The organism is Aminobacter sp. BE322, from assembly GCF_050433525.1.
Lineage (GTDB): Bacteria > Pseudomonadota > Alphaproteobacteria > Rhizobiales > Rhizobiaceae > Aminobacter.
Window position 1 is genome coordinate 147,946 of sequence record NZ_JBNPXB010000006.1, and the last position, 13,354, is coordinate 161,299.

General features: G+C 66.0%; 14 protein-coding genes. 10 read left to right on the plus strand and 4 right to left on the minus strand.

Going from position 1 to position 13,354, the window contains the following annotated elements; genetic code table 11:
- The first annotated feature begins 195 nt into the window (after positions 1-195).
- Entirely contained in the window at positions 196-897 is a 702-nt protein-coding gene (locus tag J2X50_RS11850) for a hypothetical protein (RefSeq protein ID WP_429095016.1), read from the plus strand.
- 73 nt (positions 898-970) lie between these two features.
- Here J2X50_RS11850 and dksA read toward each other — a convergent pair whose 3' ends face one another.
- Positions 971-1,387, minus strand: a complete 417-nt coding sequence (gene dksA / locus J2X50_RS11855) for an RNA polymerase-binding protein DksA (protein ID WP_340037366.1) — start codon at positions 1,385-1,387, stop codon at positions 971-973.
- A gap of 243 nt (positions 1,388-1,630) precedes the next feature.
- On the opposite strand from dksA, the gene J2X50_RS11860 reads away from it, so the two are divergent.
- The 4 genes from J2X50_RS11860 (at position 1,631) to J2X50_RS11875 (ending at position 5,377) form a co-directional block, all read left to right on the plus strand.
- Positions 1,631-2,134, plus strand: coding sequence for a SixA phosphatase family protein (locus J2X50_RS11860; RefSeq protein WP_429095018.1), 504 nt, complete (start codon positions 1,631-1,633; stop codon positions 2,132-2,134).
- Positions 2,135-2,201: 67 nt separating this feature from the next.
- Complete coding sequence (locus J2X50_RS11865; protein ID WP_429095020.1) at positions 2,202-3,671, plus strand: YcjX family protein; 1,470 nt, start codon at positions 2,202-2,204, stop codon at positions 3,669-3,671.
- On the plus strand, positions 3,668-4,756 hold the full coding sequence (locus J2X50_RS11870) for a YcjF family protein (RefSeq protein ID WP_429095022.1): 1,089 nt from the start codon (positions 3,668-3,670) through the stop codon (positions 4,754-4,756). Before J2X50_RS11865 ends, J2X50_RS11870 begins: the two co-directional genes overlap by 4 nt.
- 72 nt (positions 4,757-4,828) lie before the next feature.
- Positions 4,829-5,377, plus strand: a complete 549-nt coding sequence (locus J2X50_RS11875) for a hypothetical protein (protein ID WP_429095024.1) — start codon at positions 4,829-4,831, stop codon at positions 5,375-5,377.
- A gap of 66 nt (positions 5,378-5,443) precedes the next feature.
- Here J2X50_RS11875 and J2X50_RS11880 read toward each other — a convergent pair whose 3' ends face one another.
- Positions 5,444-5,707, minus strand: coding sequence for a hypothetical protein (locus J2X50_RS11880; RefSeq protein WP_429095026.1), 264 nt, complete (start codon positions 5,705-5,707; stop codon positions 5,444-5,446).
- A gap of 249 nt (positions 5,708-5,956) precedes the next feature.
- On the opposite strand from J2X50_RS11880, the gene J2X50_RS11885 reads away from it, so the two are divergent.
- Both J2X50_RS11885 and J2X50_RS11890 read left to right on the plus strand, forming a co-directional pair.
- On the plus strand, positions 5,957-7,813 hold the full coding sequence (locus tag J2X50_RS11885) for a monovalent cation:proton antiporter-2 (CPA2) family protein (protein WP_429095027.1): 1,857 nt from the start codon (positions 5,957-5,959) through the stop codon (positions 7,811-7,813).
- Positions 7,814-7,815: 2 nt separating this feature from the next.
- Positions 7,816-8,367 (plus strand): DUF924 family protein, encoded by a 552-nt coding sequence (locus J2X50_RS11890; RefSeq protein WP_429095029.1) that lies wholly within the window; start codon positions 7,816-7,818, stop codon positions 8,365-8,367.
- A gap of 3 nt (positions 8,368-8,370) precedes the next feature.
- On the opposite strand, the gene J2X50_RS11895 is transcribed toward J2X50_RS11890, so the two are convergent.
- Positions 8,371-8,946 carry an N-acetyltransferase family protein gene (locus J2X50_RS11895; RefSeq protein ID WP_429095031.1) on the minus strand — a complete coding sequence of 192 codons (576 nt, stop codon included), beginning with the start codon at positions 8,944-8,946 and terminating at the stop codon, positions 8,371-8,373.
- Positions 8,947-9,012: 66 nt separating this feature from the next.
- Here J2X50_RS11895 and J2X50_RS11900 point away from each other — a divergent pair, with 66 nt between their 5' ends.
- A complete protein-coding gene (locus J2X50_RS11900; RefSeq protein ID WP_429095033.1) occupies positions 9,013-10,341 on the plus strand; it encodes a DNA polymerase IV in 1,329 nt (442 codons plus the stop codon).
- 40 nt (positions 10,342-10,381) lie between these two features.
- On the opposite strand, the gene J2X50_RS11905 is transcribed toward J2X50_RS11900, so the two are convergent.
- Positions 10,382-11,392, minus strand: coding sequence for a methyltransferase (locus tag J2X50_RS11905; protein ID WP_429095034.1), 1,011 nt, complete (start codon positions 11,390-11,392; stop codon positions 10,382-10,384).
- A gap of 192 nt (positions 11,393-11,584) precedes the next feature.
- On the opposite strand from J2X50_RS11905, the gene J2X50_RS11910 reads away from it, so the two are divergent.
- Positions 11,585-11,998, plus strand: coding sequence for a YciI family protein (locus tag J2X50_RS11910; RefSeq protein WP_429095036.1), 414 nt, complete (start codon positions 11,585-11,587; stop codon positions 11,996-11,998).
- Positions 11,999-13,345 (plus strand): RNA polymerase sigma factor, encoded by a 1,347-nt coding sequence (locus tag J2X50_RS11915; protein ID WP_429095037.1) that lies wholly within the window; start codon positions 11,999-12,001, stop codon positions 13,343-13,345.
- Positions 13,346-13,354 lie beyond the last annotated feature (9 nt).

The following is a 13,354-nucleotide window of genomic DNA, read 5'->3' on the forward strand; positions in this document are numbered from 1 at the left end:
GAGTCTCTCGGCTCCCTCGATCCGAGCGGTTGAATCACATTCTCCCCGGCAGGGAAAGGCCCGCCATAGAAGCTGCGCAAGTTCGAGGCAAGTTCGGGTGCTTAATCATAAAGCGTGTGCGCCGGCGACAGGCGGCTTGCCGTCGCAGGCAGCAAGGCGCTAGTGTCGCGCCGGCGCGAAGACGGGGATAGAGCGATGTTCGAATGGCTGGATAGCGTGGCAGGCCCGGCCTATACGGCAGCGGTGCTGTGGACCCTGGCGGCGCTCGTCCTGCTGATCATCGTGCTGGTCATCGTCAAGCTGGTCCGCAGCCTCACATTCGGAACCTTCGTCGCCGGCGGCCGCAACAGGAAAACACGACTGGCGGTCATGGATGCGACGGCGGTCGACAGCCATCGGCGCCTGGTGCTGGTGCGCCGCGACGACATCGAGCACCTGCTGCTCATCGGCGGTCCCACCGACGTGGTGGTCGAGACCGACATCCGCATGGCGGCGCCGCGCCGACCGGCTCTGACCGGCGAAACGGCACAGCACGAAGCTCCCCAGCCGCCGCGCCCGCACGCCCAACACGCACCATCAAGGCCGGCGACGGCGCACCAGGCCAAGGCGCCCGCCGCCCCGATGGTGCATCGTCCGTCCCAGCCTGCGGCGCCCTTCGCTCCGCATGCCGCACCCGTGGCGGCGGCCAAACCCCAGCCGGGCCATGTCGTACCGGCCAGGCCCGCGCACTTGCCGGCGGCGGCACCGGTTCGCCGCGAGCAAATCGACGAGACGCTGATGAAGGAACTCGAGGTTTCGCTCGACGACAAGCCGCGAGCCGGCAAGCCTGCGGTCGATCCGTCGCTCGACGACGAGATGGCGCGGCTGCTGGGCGAATTGTCGAGCCACAAGAAATAGCCGGGCGAAATCTCGATCCGGCGCATGAAAAAGGCGGCCGAAGCCGCCTTTTTCAATCATCACAAGGACGCGATCAGTCGTCGCGATAGACCTTTTCGCGGCGCTCGTGGCGCTCCTGCGCCTCGATCGACAATGTCGCGATAGGACGTGCATCCAGTCGCTTCAGAGAGATCGGTTCGCCCGTTTCCTCGCAGTAGCCGTAGGTTCCCTCGTCGATCCTCTGCAGCGCCGAATCAATCTTCGAGATCAACTTGCGTTGACGATCCCGCGCCCTCAATTCGATGGCGCGGTCCGTTTCGGACGAAGCACGATCGGCAAGATCGGGATGGTTGGCGTTTTCCTGCTGGAGTATTTCGAGGGTTTCGCGGGCTTCGCGGAGGATGTCGTTCTTCCAGGCGATCAACTTCGCCCTGAAGTATGACTTCTGCCGTTCGTTCATGAACGGCTCCTCTTCGGAGGGAACGTAGCCAAGTGCAACGGTATCGTTCATTCGACTCACCCAACAACCCCGTTTTGGCGCCTATATATTCGCGGGCCAACCCTCACACAAGCGCCTTCCTCGAAAACTTCACATCTGCCCGGAAAGGCGGCGAACGGACGTGGCAGCGGCGCAACTTTTCCCACAGCAACGCACAGCGGCATGGCCCGGTTGCAACGGCACCCCCGCTTGGCTACATGCTTGAGGCATGATCGGCGCAGGCTCGTCGGGGGCTTGAGCTTCCGGGAGCGATATTTGGGCAATCTCTATCTTCTCAGGCACGCCAAGGCAGGCTGGGCAGCTCCCGGCGTAAGGGACTTCGACCGCCCGCTCGACGCCACGGGCATCGCCGATGCGGCAGCCACCGGGGTTGCGATGCGCGCCTGCGGCTATGTGCCGGAATTGACGCTGTGCTCCAATGCACGTCGCGCCCGCGAGACCCTGGAAGGCATCGCGAGCCATGCCGACACCGGCCGCGTCATCTTCACCGACGACCTCTATGTTTCGGATGCGGCCGGCTATCTCGACAAGATCCGCGAGCACGGCAGATACGAAACCCTTCTCGTCATCGGCCACAACCCGATGATGGAGGATCTCGCAATGGCCGTGTCGGGTAGCGGCGACGAAGCCGCGCTTCACACGCTGCATACCGGCTTTCCGACCTCGGGCTTGGCCGTCATCCGCTTCCCAGGCAGCCTGTCAGAGGCGCAACTGGGCCGCGGCCATCTCGAAGCCTTCCTCACCCCGGCGGACCTTTGAAGGCGCCTGCCGTTTCAAATCCCGGAACCGGCACCTATATCGAGCCGGAACTCCTGGGGGATGACGATTGGCGTCACTGACCACATTCACCGACGAGGCCCGGATTGCACTCGACACGCTGTCGGAGCGCGCGACGGGATTGTTTTCGCCATCCCTGCGGCTCGGCGTCACCGGCCTGTCGCGGGCGGGCAAGACGGTGTTCATCTCAGCAGTGGTGCACAACCTCGTGCACGGCGGCCGACTTCCCCTGTTCGAGGCGCAGAAGTCGGGCCGCATCGCGCGCGCCTACCTGCAGGAACAGCCCGACGACGCCGTGCCGCGCTTCCAGTATGAGGACCATGTCGCGGCGCTTATCGACCAGCGCGTCTGGCCGGACTCGACGCGGGCCATCTCGGAACTCCGGCTGACCATAGAATTTGAATCCGCTTCCGGCTGGAACCGGCTGTTTTCACAAGGAAAACTGTCTATTGACATCGTCGACTACCCGGGCGAATGGCTGCTCGACCTGCCGCTGCTCGGCAAAAGCTACGAAGACTTTTCGCGCGAGGCGTTCGAACTGGCATCGCTGCCGGTTCGTGCCGACCTTTCCGAAGCCTGGCGCCGCCTGGCGGTGGCCGTCAGCCCCGCGGCCGACGCCGACGAGATGACGGCACGGCGCCTGGCCGAGAGCTTCACGGCCTATCTCAAGGCCTGCAAGGACGATGAGCGCGCGCTGTCGACCCTGCCTCCAGGCCGTTTCCTGATGCCCGGCGACCTGGACGGCTCGCCTGCGCTGACCTTCGCGCCATTGCCGGTACAAGGCAGGGCTCGCCCCGGGTCGCTGCATGCGATGATGGAGCGCCGCTACGAGGCCTACAAGACGCATGTGGTGAAACCCTTCTTCCGCGAGCACATCGCCAGGCTCGACCGCCAGATCGTGCTCATCGACGCGCTGCAGGCGCTGAACGCAGGCTCGGGCGCGATTGCCGACCTGGAGCGGGCAGTGACCGAGATCCTCGGCTGCTTCCGGCCCGGCCGCGGCAGCATCCTCACCGACCTGTTCTCGCGGCGGATCGACCGCATCCTGGTGGCGGCGACCAAGGCCGACCACCTGCATCACGAGAGCCACGACCGGCTGCAGGCGATCGTGCGCCGGCTGACCGAGCGCGCCCTCGCCCGCGCCAATCTCTCCGGTGCAGAGGTCGACGTCCTCGCCATGGCCGCGGTGCGCGCCACCCGCGAAGGTACGGTCAAGCAAGGCCGCGATACGTTGCCGGTGATAATCGGCACCCCTATCGAAGGCGAGACCATCGGCAAGGAACGCTTCGACGGCAGCGCCGAGACCGCTATATTTCCCGGCGACTTGCCAGAACGGGCGGATGTCGTGTTCCAGCATTTCGGCACCAATCATCGCCAGGATGCCGAGGATCCGGCGATCCGCTTCGTGCGCTTCCGCCCGCCCCGCCTGGAACGGACCGCCGAGGGCGTGACGCTGTCGCTGCCGCACATCCGCCTCGATCGCGCCCTGCAGTTCCTGATCGGAGACCAGCTGGCATGAGCGCCCCCAGGAAACCCGCGGCTTTCCGCATCGAAACCTCCCCCGCCGACGCCCCTGCGACCTACACCGAGGCGCGGCGCAAATCGCCGCCCGAGCAGCGCAGGCCTCGTGCAATGGCGGCTGAAACGGCCGTCGTCATCCCGGCGGAGACCGACGTGTTCGACGAGGTCGACCTGGCTGCCGCCGAGCCGCCGCCCGCCACGCCGCCGAAGTCGCGGTCGCGTCTGGGCACGGTGTTTGTCGCTGCCACAGGCGTGCTGGTTTCGCTCGGCGTCGGCCTGTGGACGGACAGGCTCATCCGGGATCTGTTCAGCCGCGCCGACTGGCTCGGCTGGCTGGCAGTCGCTGCGGCGTCCGTCGCCGTGCTGGCGCTGATCGTCAGCGTCATCCGCGAGGTGCTTGCGCTGTCGCGGCTTGCCTCGGTCGAGCGGCTGCGCAACCGCGCCCAGGATGCGCTGGATCGCAACGACCCCAAAGCTGCCCGCGCGGTGATCGACGACCTTTCGGCCTTCGTGGCATCGAAGCCGCAAACGGCGGCGGGACGGCGGACCCTCGCGGCGCTGCGCGGCGACGTGATCGACGGCGCCGACCTGGTGCGGCTGGCCGAGGCCGAGATCCTCGCCCCGCTGGACGCACAGGCGAAGGTACTCGTCCTCGATGCGGCCAAGCGCGTGTCGCTGGTCACCGCGGTCAGCCCGCGCGCGCTCGTCGACATCGCCTATGTGGTGTTCGAAGCCGGCCGCCTGATCCGCCGGCTGTCGGAACTCTATGGCGGGCGCCCGGGAACGCTCGGCTCTTTCCGCGTGGCCCGCAGCGTGCTTGCCCATCTCGCCGTGACCGGCTCGATCGCCGTCGGCGACAGCTTCGTCCAGCAATTGGTGGGACACGGGCTCGCCGCCAAGCTGTCGGCCAAGCTCGGCGAAGGCGTGGTCAACGGCATGATGACGGCCCGTATCGGCATCGCCGCCATGGAAACGACGAGGCCGATGCCGTTTACCGCGCTCAAGCGCCCCGGCATGGGCGACTTCCTTGCCGCGCTGACGACCTTCGCTGCGAAGGACAAGGCTGCCGAGAAGGCAAAATAGACGAAGCATTAACCATTCTTGTTCATGGTCCGGGCAAGCAAATCGTTCCAGTTTCTGTCGCCGGGTGTCTCCATGAAGCGCTTGTTCCTGTCCGCAGTCCTACCTGCCATGGTCCTTTCCTTCACGGGAATGGCGCATGCCGGCGCGGACAAGGTCGGCGACCAGAAATTCTTCAAGTCAGTCGAAGGCGAATGGGTCGGCCCGGGCGAGATCGTGGCAGGCAAGTACAAGGGAACGAAGTTCACGTGCAGCTTCACCGGCGCCACCCCCGACGACAAGGTCGGCATGTCGCTAGACGGCGGCTGCCGGGTTGGCATGTTCACCCAGAAGATGTCGGCGACGATCGAGCAGAAGGGACGCAGCGGCTATCGCGGCACGTTCCTCGACGGCTCCCAGGGCAAAGGCCTGGACATCATCTCCGGCAATGTCGTCGGCGGCAGCAAGGTCGTGCTTGCCCTCAATCGCAACCAGCTCAACGGCGTCATGCAGGCGCGCGTGCCCGACGAGAATACGATGCACGTGACCGTGTCGGTGCGGGTGGACAAGCAGCTCGTTCCCGTCATCGGCATGAAGCTCACCCGCGTCGACGGCGTCGCGGTCGGAGCCATCGCCAAGAACTGACCCTCCGGTCCAATAAAAAAGGGCGACGCCAGCCGGCGCCGCCCTTTTTTGATTCAGCGGCGAGACTCAGCCCTTGATGGCGGTCAGCAGCTCGTCATAGGCCTTGCAGGCCTCGGCCGAAGTGGTCGCACCGGTGTACTTGGAAGCGACTTCCTGCACCTTGGTCGCCAGCTCGGCAGCCTTGGTCGGGTCCTTGGTCACGGCTTCCTGGACGGCGGTTGCAATTTCCTGGCTCTTCTTGGCCAGGGTTTCGGCGGTGCACTCAGGCGCCTTCGAACAAGCCGCAACGGTGAACAGCACGCCGACGGTGGCGAGCACGATATTTCTCATGATGGTCCTCTCCTCGTAGGCCGACGGTTGCCGGCAGGCGTCCAACCCATTGGGCGGACGACGACGGCATTAGCGTTTCCGACCGTACAGCGCAATGGCAGGTTGTGGGCCACGCGATGGAGTTCGCCGTGCCATCGGCCGCTTTTGCCGAGCACACGACGGGCACGGACTGTTCGATGGCCGGCAGACCGCCTATCTTGACGATTCCAGGGCGGCGGTCACGCCGCCGGCACAGAATCGAGAGGGCATATGGCGGCAGACGCGACGGGCAACGAACTGGTCCAGGTGGTGGCCTTGCTTGCGGCAGGCGTCGTTTCCGTTCCCCTCTTCAAGCGGCTCGGCCTCGGGTCGATTCTCGGCTATCTTTCCGCCGGGATCGTCATCGGCCCGTTCGGCCTTGCGGTCTTCTCCGAGGCGGAGACCATCCTGCATGTCGCCGAGCTGGGCGTGGTGATGTTCCTGTTCATCATCGGCCTTGAGATGCAGCCATCGCGGCTTTGGGGTCTCAGGCGCGAGATCTTCGGTCTCGGCGCCCTCCAGGTCACGATCTGCGCCCTCCTGTTGACAGGGGTCGGCATCGCCACCGGGTTCCCGATCTCGCAGTCCTTCGTGGCAGGAGCCGGCTTCGTGCTGACCTCCACCGCGATCGTCATGCAACTGCTCGAGGAGCGCGGCGAACTCGGTACGCCCAAAGGCCAGCGCATGGTCTCGATCCTACTGCTCGAAGACCTCGCCATCGTGCCTCTCTTGGCGCTCGTGGCCTTCCTCGCGCCCGTCGCTCCCACCGACCAGGGCTCCGGATGGGCCCAGAGGTTCACCGACATCGGCATCGGTGTCGGCGCTATCGTCGGGCTGGTCTTCGCCGGACGCTACCTGCTCAACCCGCTGTTCCGGGTGCTTGCCGATTCGCGCGCTCGCGAGGTGATGACGGCGGCGGCACTGCTCGTCGTGCTGGGATCGGCGCTCGCCATGCAGCTCAGCGGCCTGTCCATGGCCATGGGGGCCTTTCTGGCCGGCGTGCTGCTGTCCGAATCGACCTTCCGCCACCAGCTCGAGGCCGACGTCGAGCCTTTTCGCGGCATCCTTCTCGGCATGTTCTTCATCGCCGTCGGCATGTCGCTCGATCTCGGGGTGGTCGCGGCAAACTGGCAGATGATCGCCGCCTACGTGCTCGTCTACATGGCGATGAAGGCGCTCGGCATCTATGTCGTCGCCCGCTTCCTGCATTCCGGGCATCGCGAGGCGCTGGAGCGCGCCGTCGTCATGGCGCAGGGCGGCGAATTCGCCTTCGTGCTGTATTCGTCCGCGCTCGCCGTCGGCATCCTCGACGGCGAGGCCAATGCGATCCTTACCGCAATCATCATCATCTCGATGGTGCTGACGCCGCTGGCGATCGCGGTGCTGCGCCGCATCACCCCACGCGACGAGCAATCGCTCGAAGGCGTGGACGTGGCCGCCGAGCTCACCGGCAGCGTCTTGATCATCGGCTTCGGCCGCTTCGGCCAGATCGTCAGCCAGCCGCTCTTGCTGCGCGGCGTCGACGTGTCGATCATCGACAACGACGTCGAGATGATCCAGGCGGCAGCCGACTTCGGCTTCAAGATCTACTACGGCGACGGCACCCGGCTCGACATCCTGCACGCTGCGGGCGCGGGTCGGGCGCGCGCGGTGCTGATCTGCGTCGACAAGGAGGACGTGGCGGTTCGCATCGCGGAGCGGATGAAGGCCGAGTTCCCGCTGGTGCCGGTGCTCGCCCGCGCCTACGACCGCGGCACCGCCATCCAGCTCATCCGTGCCGGGGTCGACTACCAGTTGCGCGAGACCTTCGAATCGGCGCTGCTGTTCGGCGGCGCGACGCTGCGCAAACTCGGCGAGGACCCCGACGACGTCGCCGAAGTGATCGAGGACGTGCGCGCCCGCGACGCGGCCCGGCTCAACATGCAGATCGCCGGCGACATCCAGTCCGGCAGCGACTACCTGCAGGGCAACATACCCGAGCCGGTGCCGACACCGCTGACGCAGCCACGCCGCAGCGCCAAGGCGCTGAACGATGAGGCAGCGGACGCGCTCAGCAAAAAGACCGGCGAGAAGGCGGAGAGGATCTGACGATGACGCAAGTGGACAGGAAACGCGCGACCGAGGTCTTCACCTTTTGGCGCGAGGCGGGTCCGGAAAAATGGTTCCGCAAGGACGAGTCGTTCGACGTCCATTTCCGCGAGACCTTCGGCGACCTGCACATGGCAGCGGCGCGGCGCGACTGCGACCACTGGTCGGCGGATGCCGAGGGGGCGCTGGCGCTGATGATCCTGCTCGACCAGTTCCCGCGCAACTGCTTCCGCGGCAGTGGCCACATGTATGCGACCGATCCGCTTGCCAGGCATTTTGCGCGCATGGCAATCGCCGACGGGCACGACATGGCGACCGACGCGCCGATCCGGGTGTTCTTCTACCTGCCCTTCTCGCATTCCGAGACGCTTGCCGACCACGACATCCCGCTGGAACGCTCGACGGCGCTCGGCGGCGATTTCTTGAAGCATGCCATCGGCCATCGCGACATCGTTGCGCGCTTCGGTCGCTTCCCGCACCGCAACTTCATCCTGGGGCGCGATTCGACACCGCAGGAACTGGCATTTTTGGAAAGCGGCGGCTTCTCGGGCTGATTCTCAGATTTCCAGACGCATCAGCGGACGGCCGGGCTTGCGCTCGGCTGCCCGCACGAAGCCGGCCCTCTCGAACACCCTGGACGAGCCGACATAGAGGCTGCCGGAACGCGAGTCCTTCGAGTGATCCATCGGACAGGCTTCGAGCACGCGCGCTCCGGAGCGGCGGGCAAATGCGATGCCCGCACCGACGAGCCTGTGCGTCAGCCCCCGGCCGCGCACCTTGTTGCGGATGAAGAAGCAGGAAATCGCCCAGACGCCTGGATCGGCTGCATCATCGACCGCCAGAGGCGCCGAAGCCCGGCCTGGATTGTTGAACTCCGGCACGTCGGCGCGCGGCCCGACCTGCATCCAGCCGACCGCCCGGCCGTCCTCGAAGGCAAGCAGGCCGGGCGGCGGCCCGGCCTCGATGCGCGCCTTGATGTGATCCTTGTTGCGCTCGCGCGTGCTCTCGCGCCGCGCCGCCGGCGGCAGCCGGAAATAGGTGCACCAGCAGCCGTAGCAGGCGCCCTGCTTGCCGAACAGGTCCTCGAAATCGGGCCATAGCTCCGGCGTCAGCGGCAGGATGGAATCAGACATTGCACAACTCCCTTCCCTCCCTTGTTCCATGGGGAGGGCTGGCATAAAATCCAATATGTTCTCTTTATGTTCGCAGCGATGGCGATGCCTGTCAACGATCCCGGCCACGGTTTCTGCCGCGACTGCCTGAGCCTGCAGAAGGGCTCGGGACCGCGCTGCCACGCCTGCGGCAGCCCTCGCCTCTTGCGGCATCCCGAGCTCTACGGGCTGCACATCGCCCATATCGACTGCGACGCCTTCTATGCGGCGGTGGAGAAGCGCGACAATCCCGACCTCAAGGACAAGCCGGTCATCATCGGCGGCGGCAAACGCGGCGTCGTCTCCACCGCCTGCTACATAGCCCGCATCCACGGCGTGCGGTCGGCCATGCCCATGTTCAAGGCGCTGGAGGCCTGCCCAGAGGCCGTCGTCATCAAGCCGGACATGGAGAAATATGTCCGGGTCGGCCGCCAGGTCCGGGCGATGATGCAGGCACTGACGCCGCTGGTCGAGCCGCTGTCAATCGACGAGGCGTTCCTGGATCTCGCCGGCACGGAGCGGCTGCACGGCCTGCCGCCGGCGCTGGTCTTGGCGCGGTTCACCGCGTCGGTGGAGAGGGAAATCGGCATCACCGTTTCGGCCGGGCTTTCCTACTGCAAATTCCTGGCAAAGATCGCTTCCGACTTTCGCAAGCCGCGCGGCTTTGCGGTCATCGGCGAGGCCGAGGCGCCGGCATTCCTCGCCCAACAGCCGGTGACGACGATCTGGGGCGTCGGCAAGGCATTTGCCGCGACGCTCGAGCAAGACGGCATCCGCAGCATCGGCCAGCTCCAGCGCATGGAACTCAACGAACTGATAAGGCGCTATGGCACCATGGGCAGCAGGCTCTATCACCTGTCGCGCGGCCAGGACGAGCGCAAGGTGTCGCCCGACCAGGAGGCCAAGAGCGTGTCGGCCGAGACCACCTTCGACACCGACCTCGCCTCCTCGGGCGACCTGGTTCCGGTGCTGAGAGCCCTGTCTGAAAAAGTCTCGGCGCGGTTGAAGAAGGCAGGTATCGCCGGCCGCACCGTGGTGCTGAAGCTGAAGACCCAGGACTTCAAGCTCCGCACCCGCAATCGCCAGCTCGCCGACCCGACCCGGCTCGCCGACCGCATCTTCCAGACCGGGCTGCAGCTGCTGGAGAAAGAGACAGACGGCACCAAATACCGCCTGCTCGGGATCGGCGTCAGCGATCTTTCCGACGACGACAGGGCCGATCCGCCCGACCTCGTCGACCTCCAGGCGCGCAAGCGCGCGCTGGCCGAGGGCGCCATCGACGCACTGCGCGACAAGTTCGGGCGCAGGGCCGTCGAGACGGGATACACGTTCGGCAAGGGCAGCAACGCGCGCCCGCCGGAGCCTGTCGACGATTGAAGCGCCTGCAAGCCGGCTGCGACGGCGCAGACCAGGTAATTCAGGCAGGCTTGCCCTCGATGATGCTGATGCGCGGACCGGCATCGATCGTTCTGGTCAATCTGAAGCCAGCGGCTGCGAACAGTCGTGCGAACTCCTCTTCCGTGCGCTCCTGTCCGCCGGGGACCGCCAGCATGTTGAGGTCGGCGAACTTGGCGCGCGCGCCTTCGTTCGGCGGCGCCAACACCGCCTCCAGCACGACCAGCGTGCCATCTGGCCGCAACGAGCGTCGGCAGGTCTTGAGGATGGCAATCGAACGCTCGTCGTCCCAGTCGTGCAGGATCCATTTCATGACATGCGAGTCGGCGCCCTCGGGAACCGAAACGAAGAAGTCGCCGCCGACCACCTCACAGCGATCGGCCACCAATGCCGACCGAAGCAGCGGTCCCGCACCATCCACCACCTGCGGCTGGTCGAACAGGATGCCCCTCTGCCGTGGGTTGCGAGCAAGGATTGCCGCGATCAACGCGCCCTGCCCGCCGCCAACATCCATAACTACATCGAAGCCACCGAAATCATAGGCGGCGAGCACGGCGGCAGCGACCGCCGGAACGAAAGACGACATCGCCTGATCGAAGATCACGGACTCCTCGGGGTGGTCGATGCGGTACTGCCAGACACCGGTGCCATGGGCGTGGGCGAATGCATTCTCGCCGGTGCGCACGCTGTGCAGCAATTCGGTCCAGGCATCCCGGTAGTAGGCCCGCCCCACCATCCGCGCCCAAGGTGCCACGGAGTGCTCGGCATCCGCGCGAAGGCAGGTTCCCAGGTTGGTCAGCGCAAACCGGCGCTCCGCACCTTCATGAAGAACGCCAACCGACGCCAGCGCCCGCAGCAGCCGATAGAGCGATTGCGGATGCGTGCCGGTTGCAGCGGCGAGTTCGTCGCTCGAACGCGGGCCGTTCGTGAGGTGATCGGCGATGCCAAGCGTTGCGCCGACGCAGATCGCCTGGGACACCTGGTATCCGTTCACCATCTGCATGAGGTCTGCTGCTGCCGCCTTCTCGTCCATGACGACGCCCCCGCTGGCTGGCCAGGCAGGGATCAAAATACCAGTAGCAATGGGCTGCCGCAACGAAGCACTAGTCGGGACGCTTGAAAGAAAAATCCGGAGCGTGTGTCGATTCTGCTGATTTCTGCTCGTCGTGTTGGCAGACTAGGCCCAGACAATGGTGTCCGGCCTCAGATTTCGGGAGCAAGATCAATGCGTTTCATGTTCGTGGTCAAAGCCAGCAAAGACTCCGAAGCCGGCATCATGCCGTCGGCCGAACTCATTTCCGCCATGGCCGACTACCACGAGGACCTGGCCAAGGCCGGTGTGCTGCTCGACGGCAGCGGCCTGCAACCGAGTTCCAAGGGATGGCGGATCACGTGGTCGGGCGGCAGGAAGACTGTCACCGACGGCCCCTTCGCCGAGACCAAGGAGCTTATCGCCGGCTATACCATCATCCAGGTGAAGACGCGCGAGGAAGCGATGGAATGGGCCAACCGCTTCCCGAATCCGCAGATGGAAAACGGCCAGATCGAAGTGCGCCAGATGTTCGATCTCGAGGATTTCGAACCGAGCGAAGGCATCGACCGCTTCCGTGACATGGGTATCGCCCAGGACCGGAGATAGATGTCACCGGATGACCGCCATCCGCCCGGTGCGCCGCCGCGAGGGTCGAACGGCGACGACAGCGTCGCCAGGAGCCGCGCGACGCACCGGGCCATCGAGACCGTGTTCCGCATGGAGCGGGCACGGATCGTGGCGGCCCTTGCCCGCTTCACGCGCGGCGTCGACCTTGCGGAAGAGTTCGCCCAGGATGCGCTGATCGCAGCGCTGCGCAACTGGCCCGAGAGTGGCATTCCGGACAAGCCCGGTGCCTGGCTGATCGCCTCTGCCAGGCGCCGCGCCATAGACCATTTCCGCAGGGTGAGGATGGCGGACGGCAAGCTCGCTTTGCTCGGTATCGACGTCGAGGCCGAAGCGGCGGACGATCCGCCCGAGCCGGACGAAGGCCTCGGCGACGAGATGCTCGGACTGATGTTCGTGTCGTGCCATCCGGTGCTGTCGACCGAAGCGCGCGTTGCCCTGACCTTGCGGCTGGTCGGCGGCCTGACGACGGAGGAGATCGCCCGCGCCCATCTGGTCTCCGAAACAGCGATGGCCCAACGCATCGTGCGTGCCAAGCGGGCATTGTCGGACGCAGGCGTGCCGTTCGAGGTGCCCGTCGGGCCGGACAGGGCAGAGCGGCTGACCTCCGTGCTCGAGGTGCTCTATCTGGTCTTCAACGAGGGATACTCCGCCACCAAAGGCGACGACTGGATCAGGCCGTTGCTCTGCCAGGAAGCGATGCGGCTGGGGCGCATCCTGGCCGGACTTGCTCCCGAAGACGCCGAGGTACACGGCCTGATCGCGCTGATGGAGTTGCAGGCATCGCGGCTTCCCGCGCGGAGCGACGCCGAGGGAAGGCCGATCCTCCTGCTCGATCAGAACCGGGCGCGCTGGGATCACCTGCTGATCAACCGCGGCCTCGCCGCTCTTGCCAGGGCAGAGACCCTGCCCCGACCCGGTCCCTACACGCTGCAGGCGGCGATCGCCGCGTGCCATGCAAGGGCGCGAATTGCCGACGAAACCGACTGGCCGCGCATCGCGGCACTATATGCGGCGCTTGCCTCGCTCACGCCCTCGCCGGTGGTCGAGCTGAACCGCGCCATGGCGCTGGCCATGGCGTTCGGGCCGGCCGCCGGGCTTGAGCTCGCCGACCAACTGGCGCACGAGCCTGCCTTGCGCAACTATCACCTGCTGCCAAGCGTGCGGGCCGACCTTCTGGCAAAACTCGGCCGCGTGCGGGAAGCACTCGTCGAATTCGAACGAGCGGCAGCGCTGACACAGAACGAGCGAGAGCGGGCAATGCTGCTCGAACGGGCGCGGGCCTGCCGGGACCAGCTGGCCGCAAAGGCCAGCGACGCCAAGCGCTGACCCGCGACC

Coding starts and splice junctions, on each gene's coding strand:
- J2X50_RS11880 (WP_429095026.1), bottom strand. CDS start 5,707: ATGAGAAATATCGTGCTCGCCACCGTCGGCGTGCTGTTCACCGTTGCG.
- J2X50_RS11870 (WP_429095022.1), top strand. CDS start 3,668: ATGAGCGCCCCCAGGAAACCCGCGGCTTTCCGCATCGAAACCTCCCCC.
- J2X50_RS11910 (WP_429095036.1), top strand. CDS start 11,585: ATGCGTTTCATGTTCGTGGTCAAAGCCAGCAAAGACTCCGAAGCCGGC.
- J2X50_RS11915 (WP_429095037.1), top strand. CDS start 11,999: ATGTCACCGGATGACCGCCATCCGCCCGGTGCGCCGCCGCGAGGGTCG.
- J2X50_RS11890 (WP_429095029.1), top strand. CDS start 7,816: ATGACGCAAGTGGACAGGAAACGCGCGACCGAGGTCTTCACCTTTTGG.
- J2X50_RS11885 (WP_429095027.1), top strand. CDS start 5,957: ATGGCGGCAGACGCGACGGGCAACGAACTGGTCCAGGTGGTGGCCTTG.
- J2X50_RS11850 (WP_429095016.1), top strand. CDS start 196: ATGTTCGAATGGCTGGATAGCGTGGCAGGCCCGGCCTATACGGCAGCG.
- J2X50_RS11875 (WP_429095024.1), top strand. CDS start 4,829: ATGAAGCGCTTGTTCCTGTCCGCAGTCCTACCTGCCATGGTCCTTTCC.
- dksA (WP_340037366.1), bottom strand. CDS start 1,387: ATGAACGATACCGTTGCACTTGGCTACGTTCCCTCCGAAGAGGAGCCG.
- J2X50_RS11900 (WP_429095033.1), top strand. CDS start 9,013: ATGTTCGCAGCGATGGCGATGCCTGTCAACGATCCCGGCCACGGTTTC.
- J2X50_RS11895 (WP_429095031.1), bottom strand. CDS start 8,946: ATGTCTGATTCCATCCTGCCGCTGACGCCGGAGCTATGGCCCGATTTC.
- J2X50_RS11905 (WP_429095034.1), bottom strand. CDS start 11,392: ATGGACGAGAAGGCGGCAGCAGCAGACCTCATGCAGATGGTGAACGGA.